This window comes from Pedobacter sp. A2324, from assembly GCF_059693705.1.
In genome coordinates this window covers 211426-226558 of record NZ_JCASSK010000004.1, presented here as the reverse complement: position 1 = coordinate 226558, position 15133 = coordinate 211426, and the positions used below count along the sequence as shown (strand labels likewise).

The 15133-nt window shown below is 41.6% G+C and carries 14 protein-coding genes and 1 tRNA gene; 8 read left to right on the top strand and 7 right to left on the bottom strand.

Annotated features, from left to right (window positions below; genetic code table 11):
- Positions 1–98: 98 nt before the first annotated feature.
- Both AC570I_RS13540 and AC570I_RS13535 read left to right on the top strand, forming a co-directional pair.
- Entirely contained in the window at positions 99–1889 is a 1791-nt protein-coding gene (locus tag AC570I_RS13540) for an ABC transporter ATP-binding protein (protein WP_497405846.1), read from the top strand.
- Between the two features lie 68 nt (positions 1890–1957).
- Positions 1958–2281: a DUF3276 family protein gene (locus AC570I_RS13535; RefSeq protein ID WP_047799385.1), complete on the top strand. Its 324-nt coding sequence runs from the start codon at positions 1958–1960 to the stop codon at positions 2279–2281.
- Between the two features lie 77 nt (positions 2282–2358).
- Here AC570I_RS13535 and AC570I_RS13530 read toward each other — a convergent pair whose 3' ends face one another.
- Complete coding sequence (locus AC570I_RS13530) at positions 2359–2820, bottom strand: hypothetical protein (protein WP_497405845.1); 462 nt, start codon at positions 2818–2820, stop codon at positions 2359–2361.
- Positions 2821–3002: 182 nt separating this feature from the next.
- Here AC570I_RS13530 and ychF point away from each other — a divergent pair, with 182 nt between their 5' ends.
- Entirely contained in the window at positions 3003–4103 is a 1101-nt protein-coding gene (ychF, locus tag AC570I_RS13525; protein WP_497405844.1) for a redox-regulated ATPase YchF, read from the top strand.
- Positions 4104–4157: 54 nt separating this feature from the next.
- Here ychF and AC570I_RS13520 read toward each other — a convergent pair whose 3' ends face one another.
- The 3 genes from AC570I_RS13520 to AC570I_RS13510 form a co-directional block, all read right to left on the bottom strand.
- The gene (locus AC570I_RS13520; RefSeq protein WP_316800635.1) at positions 4158–4769 is read right to left on the bottom strand and encodes an HAD hydrolase-like protein; all 612 of its coding nucleotides are present in this window, start codon (positions 4767–4769) and stop codon (positions 4158–4160) included.
- Between the two features lie 5 nt (positions 4770–4774).
- Positions 4775–6151: a magnesium transporter gene (gene mgtE, locus AC570I_RS13515; protein WP_497405843.1), complete on the bottom strand. Its 1377-nt coding sequence runs from the start codon at positions 6149–6151 to the stop codon at positions 4775–4777.
- 186 nt (positions 6152–6337) lie between these two features.
- A complete protein-coding gene (locus tag AC570I_RS13510) occupies positions 6338–8164 on the bottom strand; it encodes an ABC transporter ATP-binding protein (RefSeq protein WP_497405842.1) in 1827 nt (608 codons plus the stop codon).
- 303 nt (positions 8165–8467) lie between these two features.
- On the opposite strand from AC570I_RS13510, the gene AC570I_RS13505 reads away from it, so the two are divergent.
- The gene (locus tag AC570I_RS13505; protein ID WP_047799391.1) at positions 8468–8929 is read left to right on the top strand and encodes a PA2169 family four-helix-bundle protein; all 462 of its coding nucleotides are present in this window, start codon (positions 8468–8470) and stop codon (positions 8927–8929) included.
- 112 nt (positions 8930–9041) lie between these two features.
- Here AC570I_RS13505 and infC read toward each other — a convergent pair whose 3' ends face one another.
- Positions 9042–9611 (bottom strand): translation initiation factor IF-3, encoded by a 570-nt coding sequence (gene infC / locus AC570I_RS13500; protein WP_497406130.1) that lies wholly within the window; start codon positions 9609–9611, stop codon positions 9042–9044.
- A gap of 218 nt (positions 9612–9829) precedes the next feature.
- On the opposite strand from infC, the gene AC570I_RS13495 reads away from it, so the two are divergent.
- Genes AC570I_RS13495 through AC570I_RS13485 form a run of 3 tightly spaced genes read left to right on the top strand, consistent with a single transcriptional unit; the run spans position 9830 to position 12178 of the window.
- Entirely contained in the window at positions 9830–10546 is a 717-nt protein-coding gene (locus AC570I_RS13495) for a DUF3891 family protein (protein ID WP_497405841.1), read from the top strand.
- A 52-nt stretch (positions 10547–10598) separates the two neighbouring features.
- Positions 10599–11408 (top strand): SDR family NAD(P)-dependent oxidoreductase, encoded by an 810-nt coding sequence (locus AC570I_RS13490; RefSeq protein ID WP_497405840.1) that lies wholly within the window; start codon positions 10599–10601, stop codon positions 11406–11408.
- Entirely contained in the window at positions 11408–12178 is a 771-nt protein-coding gene (locus AC570I_RS13485; RefSeq protein ID WP_497405839.1) for an alpha/beta fold hydrolase, read from the top strand. The genes AC570I_RS13490 and AC570I_RS13485 overlap by 1 nt, the downstream gene beginning before the upstream one ends.
- Positions 12179–12358: 180 nt before the next feature.
- Here AC570I_RS13485 and AC570I_RS13480 read toward each other — a convergent pair whose 3' ends face one another.
- Both AC570I_RS13480 and AC570I_RS13475 read right to left on the bottom strand, forming a co-directional pair.
- The gene (locus tag AC570I_RS13480; RefSeq protein ID WP_497405838.1) at positions 12359–13690 is read right to left on the bottom strand and encodes a Gfo/Idh/MocA family protein; all 1332 of its coding nucleotides are present in this window, start codon (positions 13688–13690) and stop codon (positions 12359–12361) included.
- A gap of 470 nt (positions 13691–14160) precedes the next feature.
- A tRNA-Arg gene (locus tag AC570I_RS13475) sits at positions 14161–14232 on the bottom strand.
- 432 nt (positions 14233–14664) lie between these two features.
- On the opposite strand from AC570I_RS13475, the gene AC570I_RS13470 reads away from it, so the two are divergent.
- Positions 14665–15069, top strand: coding sequence for a GlcG/HbpS family heme-binding protein (locus AC570I_RS13470; protein ID WP_497405837.1), 405 nt, complete (start codon positions 14665–14667; stop codon positions 15067–15069).
- Positions 15070–15133: the final 64 nt, after the last annotated feature.

The window sequence follows — 15133 nt, the reverse complement described above, 5'->3', positions numbered from 1 at the left end:
CGGCTAACCTGCTGCAAAATTAAAATAAAAAACCATTATTACACCTATTTAACTAAACTATAACAAAATTACTTCCGCATTGGCTAAATTTGCCAAACATGAAACATCTTAGCCGGTTAAATAAGTACTTCCTGAAATATAAATGGTGGATCATTCCAGGCAGTATATTCGTAGTGATTTCCAATATCTTCGGCGTTGTGCCGGCGCAGGTAATCGGATATGCAGTCGACCTCATTACCGAAAATGTTCAGATTTACAATTTGTTCAACGGATTCGATCGCCAGGAAGTGATATATAGCATCTTTAGCAGTAACCTGCTTTATTTCGGTCTGCTCGTAATTGGATTATATATTCTGCGCGGCTTGTTTTTGTTCTTCATGCGCCAAACCATTATCCTCATGTCGCGCCACATTGAGTTTGACATGAAGAATGAAATTTATCAGCATTATCAGGAATTAAGCCTTGGTTTTTACCGCCGCAACAATACAGGCGACCTGATGAACCGTGCTACTGAAGATGTAAACCGCGTAAGGATGTATGTTGGCCCTGCAATTATGTATACCATTAATACTTTCGTACTATCGGTTTTAATTATATGGTCAATGTTTGATGTAAATTCCAAACTGGCCATCTACTGCCTTTTGCCACTGCCTTTCCTGGTGGTTATCATCTATTATGTAAACACTTTAATTTTCAAAAAGAGCGGTCAGATTCAGGAACGGCTCTCCGAGTTATCAAGTTTCGTACAGGAACGATTTTCAGGGATCAGAATTATCAAATCTTACGTGCGCGAAGATTATACCCGCAACATGTTCGAAATTCAGAGCAATAACTATAAAAAGGACTCCATGAGCCTGGTAAAAGTATCTGCTTTATTTTATCCAACCATGCTGCTGCTAATTGGGCTAAGTACAATTCTAACTATTTTTATTGGCGGCAAACAGGTGATGAATGGCAATATCACCGCCGGCAACATTGCCGAATTCATCATATATATTAATCAGCTTACTTTTCCGGTAACCATGCTTGGTTGGGTAACCTCATTGATTCAGCGTGCAGCTGCGTCCCAGAAAAGAATCAATGAATTTCTGGATATCCCTTCCGATATTCAATCAAATTCTTCTGCAGATCAGGATCTAGCAGGGAACATCAGCTTTCAGAATGTAAGCTTTACCTACCCGGATACCGGCATAGAGGCGCTAAAAAACATCAGTTTCGATATTAAAAGTGGCGAGTTCGTTGCCATCATTGGTAAAACAGGCTCAGGAAAATCTACGCTCGCCAATCTGATTATGCGCATGTACGATGTGGAGCAGGGTAAAATTAAAATCGATAATACAGAACTTAAATCGCTGAACCTTAAAAACTATCGGGGTCAGATTGGCTTTGTACCTCAGGAAGTTTTCCTTTTCTCCGATACCATTAAAAACAACATAGCATTCGGCCTTGATCAGGTTACCGATGAGGAGGTACATGAGGCCGCGAAAAACGCATCCGTTTATCAAAACATCATGCATTTTGAAGACCAGTTCCAAACCATGCTCGGCGAAAGGGGTATCACGCTATCAGGCGGGCAAAAGCAACGGGTTTCCATCTCGCGTGCCTTAATTAAATCACCAAAAATTTTAATATTTGACGACTGTTTATCTGCCGTTGACACCAAAACCGAGGAAGAAATCCTTCATAATCTGGGCAAAATCATGAAAGATAAGACCAGTATTTTAATTGCGCACAGGATTTCTACCATAAAAAATGCAGATAAAATTCTGGTGCTTGACGATGGAAAAATCATCGAACAAGGATCACATAATGAATTACTTAAGCTAAACGGCACCTATACGGAGCTCTACAATAACCAACTTTTAGAAGAAGTAACAAAAAGTATTTAAATTGTACTTTGAACTTTAAATATTTGCTTTATATTTACCGAAACCAAAAACCAACATCAATACCAACCATGGGAGAATTCGACAACAAGGAAAGAGAGGAAGTTTTTTCAAAGAAAGTTAGAGCAGGTAAGAGAACTTATTTCTTCGACGTGAAGGCTACTCGCTCAGGTGATTATTATTTAACAGTTACCGAGAGCAAGAAACGATTAGAAGACGGTGTATTTGTAAAACATAAAATCTTCTTATATAAGGAAGACTTCGAAAAATTTACAGAAGGTCTTAATGAAACGGTTGATTACATTAAATCTCATCAGGACGTTGTTGAAAAACGCTACGAATACTCTGAAAACGGCGAGCATGTTGGAAGAGCATCAGACGATTTTTCTTTTTAAACATATATAGTTTCAAAAAAAGCCTTTGTTATCAGTAACAAAGGCTTTTTTAATATCCGAACTGTTCTATGTCTGGCTTAGGCTGCAGCCATTCCGGCACCTACTAAAAATACCAGCAAAAAATATCCGGCAATAACCATTATTGTGGCAATACCCCAAAATTTAAACAACGACTTTAAATTAGATACCGCAGTATCCAGACTTTCCTGATCTCCAAACAACACCCCCTGCTTTCCTTTACCCGAAATTCTGGATAACAGCAGACTGGGATAAAAGTAAAATAAGCCTAAGGCCAGATACAAAACAGTGATGATAATAGAACCACCCTGACCTAAAGGCCCCAGTTGTTTAGCTAAAGCCGGATTACCAGATAACATGGCAGGCACACTAAACGAAATCAAAATCAGCAATGCAGCAAACACAAATCCAACAATCGATAAAAATTTCGCCCACTTGGTGATGTCGTAAATATAACTGCGCATTTCCTCGGTAACAACCAATGTCACCTCTTCAGGCTTCTCTTGCTCAAATTCTTCCATTATCTTTTTTAAATTTTCGATAAACTTAGACAAAATATCGATCAACACAAATTGCCGGCTTTAAATAAACGTTTAAAAGATTATCTTTGCGGGATTTTTAGGAGGAAAGTCGCGAAACACATTGTGTTCAACGACATGTATGCCTGAACACGATTGAATAAAGACTTAAGACTAGAATATAAATGGCATTACAATGTGGTATTGTTGGTTTACCAAATGTGGGAAAATCAACACTTTTTAACTGTTTATCCAATGCAAAGGCACAGGCAGCTAACTTCCCTTTCTGTACAATTGAGCCTAACGTTGGCGTAATTACTGTACCAGATGACAGATTAACTAAACTGGCCGAATTGGTGAAGCCCAATAAGGTTCAGCCTAATACCATCGAAATTGTAGATATCGCTGGTCTGGTGAAAGGTGCATCGAAAGGTGAAGGCTTAGGCAACCAGTTTTTAGGAAATATCCGTGCTACCAATGCCATTATTCACGTTCTACGTTGTTTCGACGACGGAAACGTGATCCACGTAGATGGTTCAGTAGACCCAATCCGCGACAGGGAAATCATCGATACCGAATTACAGCTTAAAGATCTGGACACTGTAGATAAACGTATTCAGAAGGTAGAAAAAATGGCTAAAACCGGTGGAGATAAAGATGCAAAACGCACCTATGAAATACTAACCGCTGTTAAAGCGCACCTGGAAAGTGGTAAATCAATCCGTACTGCGCCATTGGCACAGGAAGATTTTGATTTCATTGAAGATTTAGGTCTGCTTACCCAGAAACCAGTAATGTATGTTTGTAATGTTGATGAGGCTTCAGTGGTTACAGGAAACAAGTATGTTGATCTGGTAAAAGCAAGCGTAGCAGATGAGAAAGCTGAAGTGTTAGTTATTTCCGCCAAAATCGAATCTGAAATTGCCGAATTGGAAAGTTATGAAGAACGTCAGGAGTTCCTGGCCGATTTAGGACTAGATGAGTCTGGTGTTAACAAACTGATCCGCGCAGCTTACAAATTGTTAAACTTATACACCTATTTCACTGCTGGTGTGCAGGAAGTAAGGGCATGGACCATTACAAAAGGTTTCACTGCTCCTCAGGCGGCCGGTGTAATACACACCGATTTCGAAAAAGGTTTTATCCGTGCTGAGGTGATTAAGTACAATGATTTTGTAACCCTGGGTTCCGAGAATGCCTGCAAAGATGCCGGGAAACTGGGTGTAGAAGGAAAAACTTATATAGTGGAAGATGGCGATATCATGCACTTCAGGTTTAATGTATAGACCTAAAAGCGATTTCCATAAAAAAAGAGCTGCTTCACCAAGCAGCTCTTTTTTTTATAACGCTAAACCATATGCGCTAAGCTGCGCTTTAGTATCCTCATAGCTGCTATGGTGAATTCCTTTCAGGCCAAGCCCTTCAGCTACCTGAACAAACAGCATCCGGTCATCGATATAAAGACTCGTCTCCACGTCACTTTGTGAAATATCAATGGCAACCTTAAAAATGTCGGCATCAGGCTTACGAAAATGAACAAAGCTCGACGATACAAAGAAGTCGACAAACTCATTCAGTTTGAAAGTATTGATCCGGTATTGGTTTAACTCCCTCCCCTCATTGCTAATTACCGCAACCTTTAGATTATATTTTTTCTTCAGTTCGCAGATCAGTTCAATCATTTCAGGGTATGGCAACGATTTTTTGAACATGAATTCTTTAAAATCGTCGTAAGAGAAGCTACGGTCTTCAAAGAAAACAATCCGCTCCAGATACTCATCAAGCGTAAGCTTTCCTACTTCATAAGTATCAAAAGTCAGATGATGGCGCTCTTCCAGATCAACTGAATCCAGGTTAAACAAAACTGCTGCTTCACCCCTTGCCTGCCTGTCCCAGCCGTTAGTGAGCAATACCCCACCAATATCAGTAAATAATGTGGTAATTTTTTTCATCTGTTTTAAAGTAAAACGCCTTTTAAAAATAAAACTGCAAAACTGAAATATATAATCAATCCCGTAACATCAACCAAAGTGGCCACAAATGGAGCCGATGAGGTTGCCGGATCGGCGCCCAGCCGTTTGAGAAAAATTGGGAGCATGGAACCGCTTAAAGATCCCCACAATACTACGAACACCAGGGAAACGCTAATGGTATTCGCAATTAAAATCCAGTGTTCACCGTATACATTCGGAGCGGCTACATGCCATACTAAAATCCGCAGAAAGCCAATAATACCCAAACATAGCCCCAGCAAAAAGCCCGAGGTAATCTCCCTGTTCATTACCCGCCACCAGTCTTTAATCGTTACCTCGCCCAGGGCCATCGCCTGAATAATCAGTGTGGATGCCTGCGATCCGCTGTTTCCTCCACACGAAATAATCAGTGGAATAAACAAAGCCAGCACCGTAGCCTTATGTATTTGCCCCTCAAAGAAACCCATTGCTGTAGCCGTGAGCATTTCCCCGATCATCAAAATGGCCAGCCAGCCCACCCTTTTCTTAACCAGATTAAAAATGGAAGTATCCAGATAAGGTTCGTCCAGCGCCTCAGTACCCCCTATTTTATGCATGTCTTCCGTATATTCTTCATTGGCAATCCAAAGAATATCATCAACAGTAACAATACCTAAAAGAATATTATTTTCATCAACCACGGGTAATGCCACGCGGTTATTCATCCTGAAAATGCTAATTGCATCCTCCTGGGGGTCATTTGCCTTTAGGGCGATAAAACGTTTATCCGTTAACTCTCCGATAATTGCCTCAGGATCTGCAAGTAAAACTTCCCTGATTCTGATATCATCAAGCAGTACACCATCGCGATCAATCACATAAACCACATCAATTGTTTCAGAGTTTTTACCATAACGCCTGATGTGTGCCAATACCCGCGCAACCGACCATTCGGGTTTTACGGCAATGTAATCGGGAGTCATCAAACGCCCGATACTGTACTCATTATAACCCAATAAAGCCAGCGATTCTTTTCGCTCTTCCGGAGGCAAAAGCGTAATCATTTTTTTCACCACATCCCCTTTCAGCTCGCTAAAAAGCGCTGTACGGTCATCAGGTGGTAAATCCTTAATAATCTGATTGAGTTTATTGCCCGAAAGTTTTTTAATGATACGTTCCTGGGTAGGAAAATCCAGAATTCTGAAAACGTTTACCGCCCTGTTTAGAGAAATGGTTTCAATGAATCTGGCTGCATACTGTGGAAGTTCATCTATCAATTCTTCCACATCAGAGATATTCAGTCCATCGAGATATTGCTTCAGCGCCTTATCATTCTCTTTATCAAGCAGTTCCTGAACCTCTTCTACAACCATTTCTTCCATAAATAAACTTTAATATTTTACATGCCTAAACCTTTAATTGCGGTTCGCAAAGGTGCACTTTTATTTTCTAAAATGCCAATTTTGGCATTAAGCATGCATTAATTTTGAGTAAAGCAAATCCGCAACAGGAGAAACCCGGGCATGGCACAAATGTTTACATTAAAGTATTTTTCAGAAATAAAACAGCTAATTGCTCATGTGAAACTGTAGCCCGCTCAAATACTTGTACAAGCCCTGTTCACTGTTCAACAACTCTTTATGCGTACCCGATTCAACGATCTGTCCGTTCTCCATTACCATAATCAGATCCGCCTCCCTGATGGTCGACAAACGGTGTGCAATAATAATGGAAGTACGGCCTTTCATCAGTTCCTCCAGCGCTTCCTGTACCAATCGTTCAGATTCCGAATCGAGGGAAGATGTCGCTTCATCCAGTATCAGTATGGACGGATTTTTTAACAGTGCCCGGGCAATGGCAATCCGCTGCCTTTGTCCTCCTGAGAGTTTAACTCCCCGTTCCCCTACAACCGTATCATAACCCTCCGGAAATGAACTGATAAACTGATGGGCATTTGCACGTTTAGCCGCCTGCACAATTTCCTCCTGCGTAGCAGAAAGCTTACCATAAGCGATATTTTCCATTATCGTACCTCCAAACAACATCACATCCTGTGGTACAATGGCCACCTGTCCTCTTATATCCGCCAGTGAATAAGCATGAGCCGCTTTTCCATCAAATAGTATTTCACCACTTTGCGGATGATAGAATTGTAAAATCAAACCGGCAGTTGTCGATTTTCCCGAACCACTCGGACCAACTATCGCTACTTTTTGTCCGGCACTCACCTCGAACGATACATTCTTCAATACCTCAACTTCTGGCCTTGATGGATAAGCAAATCCAACCTGACTGAATGAAAGGTTTCCACTTATTTTTTGATCAGTCACTTCCAGCATTTCACTGGTTGATACCGCCTCTCCCTCTTCTCCAAGTATTTCCAACACCCTCTCACTTGCCCCAACAGCCTTTTGTAAATTTGCAAACAACTCCGGAAAACTGCCCAGTGAACTTCCCAGAAACATGGCGTAAAGCGAAAATTTCAATAGCTCACCGAAGGTAATTTCATTATGGCTCACCAGGATACAGCCATAACCCACAACGGCCAATACGCTGCCAAAAACACATAGTACGATAAAGGAAACAAACATTCCCCTGTACTTCGCCCCCTTAATCGCAATGCTTGCTACTTCTCCGATTGCTTTCTTGTATCTTGTAGCCTCATACCATTCATTTACAAAGGCTTTTACATTGGCAATACCCATAAGGGTTTCTTCCACTATGGTGTTCGATTCAGCCATCTTATCCTGCGCCTGCCTCGAAATCTTTTTAATAAAACGGCCGAATAGAACGGCAAATACCACCATTACCGGCAAAATCAACAGCAATGCAAAAACCAGTTTTTTGGAAATTACCGCCATAAAAGTAATGCCGCCCACCAGCAGCACCACCTGCCTCAGCATTTCGGCAACTGTAGTGGTAAGCGTATCCTGTACCTGTGATAAATCAGCTGAAATCCGGCTGTTCAGCTCCCCAACTCTCCTGCTGGAAAAGAAACGCATGGGCAGCGTAATCAGTTTGAAATAAGTATCACGACGAATGTCAGCCAGCGAACGTTCTGCGACATTTACAAACCACAATATTCTGAAATACGACACAACAGCCTGTAGAGCCAGTACGATGAAAGCCAGCAACAGAATGCCGGGTATGGTATGAGGTAAAAAGCCATCTGTACGTTTTCCCTGTGCGGTGTCAATCAATGCACCTATAAAAGAGGGGAAGGCCAAACCCACCAGGCTCGACAGAAACAGAAAAAACAGCGCAGCTATAAACTGTAAACGATAAGGTCTCAGATAACTGAGCAAACGCGCCACATGACCCAATGTTTCCCTGTTAATCTTCGCTTTTGAAAGTTCAACGCCAATTGCGTCGCCACTATTTAGTCTCCGTGCCATGATTTATATTTTAACTGTAGGGCGTAAACAGTCCCTTAACATGTATGTAATCTTTTATCCCGGCATAGCATGCCAAAGCCGATCATGGTATTAGACGTAATGGTATAGAAAATACTTTAAATAATTTAACAATACCTGAAATCTGAACAACTTATAGAAAAATTTAGTCCCGCCATTCTTCACCACCCTTGCCCCTCGTCCGGCAGGTTAAAATCCAATAGCTATAAGAGCTATTTGAAAAATTAACAAAACTTTTAAAGCTACCGCTGTGTTCTAATGCATATCTATTTAAAAATTATAACTATGGAAAATACACCAAAAACTGTAGAGGTTTTAAACGACCTTATTCAGATTAACAACGATCGTGCAGACGGATTTGAAAAAGCTGCAAAAGACCTAAGCGAAGAAAACATCGATTTGAAAGCGGTTTTCGAAAAACTGGCAACAGGTAGCCGTGAAAATGTAACTGAACTTGCAGGTTTAGTTGGAAGACAAGGTGAAGACCCAACTGTGGGCAACACCATTTTAGGTACCATTCACCGTGCATGGATTGACATTAAAGCCAGCTTTGGTGGTGATGATCGCCATAGCATTCTTGAAGAATGTGAGCGTGGTGAAGATGCCATCAAAAAAGCATACAGAGAGGCTTTGTCAGAAAATGAATTGGGTGAGCAAATCAGAACCGTATTGTTAAAACAACAAGACGGTATCAACGCCAGCCATGACTCAATCAAAGCATTACGCGATGCTCACGAAGCAATTTAATAATACACTTCAGTATAAAAATCCCGCCCAAATGGACGGGATTTTTTTGTTTATATCCTTTACTGATGATCGTTTCAGCATACACCAGTCGCTCGAATAACATTGGTGTGGATTATTTTTTAGCACTCCTGGGACCGACAGTCAGAAACATGCGTTTTCCCTCCAGCTTAGGCAGAAGCTCCACCTTACCAACAGCTTCCAGTGCCTGCGCAAATTTAAGTAACAGAATCTCACCTTGCTCCTTATAAACAATCGCCCTTCCTTTAAAATGTACGTAAGCGCGCACTTTTTCACCGCTTTCCAGAAATGAAAAGGCATGCTTTAGTTTGAACTGGAAGTCATGATCATCGGTATTCGGGCCAAAGCGGATATCTTTAATAATCGTCTGTTTTGCCTTCGACTTAATCTCTTTTTGCTTTTTCTTCTGTTCGTAGAGAAATTTGCTGTATTCAATAATGCGACAAACCGGAGGCTGTGCATTTGGCGTAATCTCAACCAGATCCAACCCTAAGGTGGCTGCTGTTTCCTTTGCCTTTCCCAGGGAATAAATTCCCGGTTCTACATTCTCGCCTATCAGGCGTACTTCAGTTGATAAAATGAAGTCATTGATTTTGTGTTCCGCTTCTTTTTTCTTGAAGGGCATGCGGGCACCCCTGAAAAATCCTGATTTCTTTAAAGCCAAATCTTTATGTTTTAGTTTAACCATTGATCACCCGATCAATTGCGTTAACCTCAATATACTAAAATTACGTGGATTAGGGGGGCCTCATTGTAGATGATGACTTTCAGTCAAGAATTCTAATACTCTTTTTATTTTTCCTGAACAATGCTACCACTGGCCTTGTTATTATAACGCAAATTTACTCCCATGAAAAGCCTAAATAAAATTTCTACTATAGTATGATTGTTAATTATAATGGTGTTGGCTGGCAGATTATCACCCAACGGGCACACGGCCTTCTTGCAGGTCAGGTTTGCGCCAGGTGGAAGTTATCCAACCAGCCAGCGCATTGGGTGGAAACATTAACTGCAACTGCTGAACACGACGATATCTATAACGAGTTTGAACGCGATCCGCTAATCGACGAGAATGGCGCACCAATAAATTTCAAGGCTACCCGTTTCGATCTGGATGCCACATCCAGGTTGATGGATATGGCCCTCACCAAGAGCAGGTTTGTAGCCTTGCTTCTTTCCAGGCACATCGCATTTACCCATGGCGAAGATCCGCTGGCCAGGTCTTTCCTTTCCAGCTTGAAAAAGCAGGAAAAAAAATGGCTGAAAGAAGCCGGCGTGTCTGCATCAGAAGCCGACAGCGCTTATCAGCTTTTAGAATTTTGCGATGCCTTTTCGCTTTTGATTTGTCAGGGCCAGATACCACCCGAAAACCGCCATATCGAAATCAGCTCCGGACCAGACGGAGTAGCTTATAGCTTGAGCGAAATACAAAAGACAATCGTGGTAAAGCCATGGCCCTTCGATGCAGATGAGTTCACCGTTCGGTATGAAACCAGGACCATTAAACAATTAAAATTTAAAAACAATGAGGCATTCAGAGCTGCACTGAAGGCTGCACCTATAGCATTAACCGAAATCAGGATTGCCGAAAAGGCCTGAAGAACAATGGATGTAGCAACACTAACATGAGCAAATCATAAAAAATAAATAGATGGATTTAAATATCAAAGACAAAGTAGCCGTAATTACCGGCGGAGATTCGGGAATAGGATTGGAAACAGCAAAATTACTGGCAAAAGCAGGCGCTAGAATTATTCTGGCGGATGTTGAAGAAGAAAAACTAGCCCAGGCCCTGGAAGAATTAAAAAGCGAGGTGGATGGTGTTGAAGCAAAGGCAATCACTGTAGATCTGTCGAAAAACGAAAGCGTATTGAATCTTGCCAAAGAGGTTGAAGCGCAGTTTGGACTGGCGCATATCCTAATCAACTGCGCCGGCGCACGTGGGGCAGCAGGCGATTTTCTTACGCTAAGCGATCACGACTGGCAGGAAACCATAGAGGTGGATTTGCTTGGCGCCGTACGCTTGTGCCGGGCGTTTATTCCACATCTGCAGCAAAACGGCTGGGGACGGGTAGTACTGGTGGCCTCAGAAAATGCCTACCAGCCTTACGAAGAAGAATCGCCATATAATGCCTGTAAAGCAGGAATCATTAACTTATCCAAATGCCTTTCACGATCCTATTCTAAGGATGGATTACTCTTCAATTGTGTATCACCAGCGTTCATTGCCACACCAATGACAGATGCGATGATGGAAGACCTGGCTGAAGAACGTGGTACAGATAAAAATGAAGCCATTAAATGGTTTCTTAAAAACAAACGGCCAAACCTTGCTGTTGGCCGCAGGGGAAAAACCAATGAAGTGGCGAACGTCATTGCGTTTCTGTCATCTGAACTGGCCAGTTTTGTAAATGGCAGTAACTATCGGGTAGACGGTGGCGCTGTCGAATCTGCATTTTAATGACAACACAACACGAACATTATACCAAAAATACCAGTGCAACAACTGACCGTCCCGCACTGGTATTTTTACACTACTTCGGTGGTGCAGCAATCACCTGGAAATGGGTGATCGAAAATCTTAGGGGAAAGTTCAATTGCATAGCACTTGATCTGCCCGGTTTTGGGAATACCCCTCCCCTGCCTCAACCCTCAATTCAAGGCTATTCAGATTATATTACAGGAGCATTAAGGCAACTCCGACTGGAAAGCTACATACTGATCGGCCATTCGATGGGCGGTAAACTGGCCCTGCAGTGTGCGGTAGATGATCGGGATATCGGAAAAGTCAAACAGGTGATACTGGTGGCACCATCACCTCCGGGCGTAGAAAAAATGCCTGAAGCGCAACAAAAAGAAATGCGATTAGCACCCGATGAACCTTCAGCAAAAAAGAGTGTTAGGGACAGTATCAATATTGAGCTTAGCGATGCAAAGCTTGAAACCGCCATACTCACAACTCAACAGGTTCACCCTGAAACCCGGAAATGGTGGATAGATAAAGGAATACATCACTCAATTGCCGAATATACCAAAACACTTTCCGTTCCGGTTTCACTAATTGTATCCCATAGCGATCCCGCAATCACAGATGCCATGACCAGAGCTGAAACAATTCCAAATCTTCCTGCTACTACTGAAATTATTTTCACAGACCGCAGCGGACACCTGATTCCCCTGGAGGATACCGTATGGCTAGCTGAAACAATTCTTAAAGAAATCTGTTATTAAGTGATCATATCTATCCGGAGTGGTTACCGGATTTTAGTTTGTTTGGTTTATATCATAAAGGATCGCTTTCGCGGTCCTTTTTCGTTTACAAACTCCCCGAACCTCCAGGAAGCCAGAAAAGTGTGCTAAAAATTCAACATTCCCTGTATTCAAGGAAACAACTTTGATAGATTAGTCGAATCAAAATTTGGGTAAGCTGTAACCGTTATGATACTTGGCCAGCAGGTATTTATGGTTGACCTGTTTATCTGTAAACTCGTGTTTGGCATTGTCCCATGATAATTTTTGTCCGCTTCTGAAGGCAAGATTTCCCATTTGAGCAACAGTAGCTACATGCGCAGCATCTTGTATAGAGCAGTTCAGCTCTTCTTTTTTTCTGGATCTGACCACACTAAAGAAATTGACCATATGATTGTCCAAACCATTATCTGATGATTTAACAAAGGGCTTGCTCACTTTATTCCCACTTACCTTTTCTTCAATAACTTCCCAGCCTTGCCTGTTGAGGATCAGTGTGCCGTTGTTACCAATATAGGCAATCCCGTGATTGCGGTTATAAGAGCCATTATCAATGCCCATAGCAGAGTCCCATACCATGTTAAACTTGTCAAACTCATATAAGGTGGTCAGCGTATCAGGCGTCTCTTCATACAGATCAGGATAAGCAAAGCGGCCACCCAATGCAGATATGGTTTTTGGTACAGGAGAATTCATGCCCAGCAAGCCATAATCCAATAAATGCACTCCCCAGTCGGTCATTAACCCACCTGCATAATCCCAGAACCAGCGGAAATTGAAATGATATCTGCTGGCATTGTAGGCTCTTTTATTCGCCGGCCCAAGCCACATGGCATAATCAACGCCTGCAGGAGGTAAGGTATCCGGTACCACCGGAGCAGGTTTCATCCAGCCCTGGTAACACCATACTTTCACCGTTCTGATATTTCCAAGCTGGCCGCTCTTTACAAAATCAACAGCATCTTTAAAATGTTGCTGACTGCGCTGCCATTGGCCTGCCTGTACAACCTTATTATATTTTTCCTGTGCTTTAACCATGGTACTGCATTCAACAATAGAATTACCGACTGGCTTTTCAACATATACATCTTTACCTGCCTGTACTGCATGAATCATCATCAGGGCATGCCAGTGATCAGGTGTTCCGATAATTACGGCATCAACATCTTTATTATCAAGCAGCGCACGATAATCTTTATATCGTTTTACTTTTGCGGCGTCAACATTCATCGACTTTAATTCGGCGATCCTTTCATCAAGTACATTTGCATCACTGTCACACAGGGCGATCAGATTTACGCCTGGTACTTTGAGGGCCGCTTTGAGGTCAGACCATCCCATGCCTTTGATTCCTATTACACCAATATTGATTTGGTCGTTTGCCCCAATAGTCTTGTTAAAAAGGGCATAGGCAGGATTGTCTAAGGCAGAAAGCATGGCAGTGGTTCCCATTGCGGTTGCAGCGTAGTTGAGGAATTTTCTACGGTTTAGCATTTATATCTGGTTTACGGTTCATACTGAAAGTAAATTACAAAATAATTAGTGGAGCGTCCAAGATATATCGTTAAAATCAATAAGAATGTTACCCATTTCTAAAGCCAAAACATGACCTTAGACATTGAAAGTCCGGCACTTTTGCAAACAAGAAAAAAAATGATCAGGCAAAAGAAGTGAAAGCAACGAATTGTTCAATTATAATACTCCTGCACGCTATTTCTGTTTGTGATTAACCTAATTGAAGATCATATTGGTCATATCCGGAGGAATCTATATTTCATAGCTTGGATATGCTTGAAAAGCGGGAGTTTTAAAGTTTGGTCTTCAACTCTGATCTCTACTATAAACAGCATCTGTTGAACACCTGCGATGATAATTCTTCTATTAATCAACTATCTTAAAATGAGTAATTTAGGAGTAACGATTGTCAATAAAAAAAGGGATGATTTAACAATCGTCCCTTCAAGTGTTCCCAGAGGGATTCGAACCCCCATCGGTGGTACCGGAAACCACAATTCTATCCATTGAACTATGGGAACTTAGAGCCGCAAATATATGACTTTAGATTACAATTACTAATGTTTTGCCGCTAATTTTCTATATGAACATTGGAACTATCGGAAATTAAGTAAAATCAAAAAATTATGTCACAACTATTGACACTATTATAAAAAAAGTGCCTTCTTAGTGGGTTTAAGGGAATTTTAATAAAAATAAGGCGGTTTAAATGAGCCTAAGCTGGGTTTTTTTTGCATTTAGGCAAACAATATGCAAGGAAAATGCATACAAAGTGCAAGGAAAATGCAGATAAGTTATCCGCTAAACCTTGGGGAATCTCGACCAGTAAGTCAGCCTAACCTTAGGTCGTTGTTCTGGATCAGGCATTCCCCTGCAGAATAACAAATTTAGCTGAATACCAGAACAATAACCAGTCGGCAATGTTACTTCTATACATTAATCAATATAAAATTATGAGTCTGACATTAGAATTAGTAGAAAAGTTATCATCAGCAGCTAAAGCCAAAGCCAACGAAATTGGAGTACCCATGAATATCGCTGTAGTAGATGAAGGGGCTAATTTAAAAGCCTTCCATAGAATGGACAACGCCTGGCTGGGATCGATTGACATCTCTATAAAAAAAGCGAAAACAGCGAGGTTCTTCGACATGAATTCAGGTGAAATAGGGAAATTGTCGCAGCCTGGGCAGCCTTTATACAATATTGAACATTCCAACGGCGGTTTAATTACTTTCCCCGGCGGCGTAGTTCTAAAAGATGTGAATGGAACCATTATAGGTGCCATTGGTGTCTCAGGAGGAACTGTTGATCAGGATCACGAAGTGGCTACTGCAGGTGCCGTAGCAATTGAAGTGTAATAGGGTTACCATAGTCAGAAGCGGTTAAAAAACATGGTCATTTCCTACAACTATCTAGACAAAT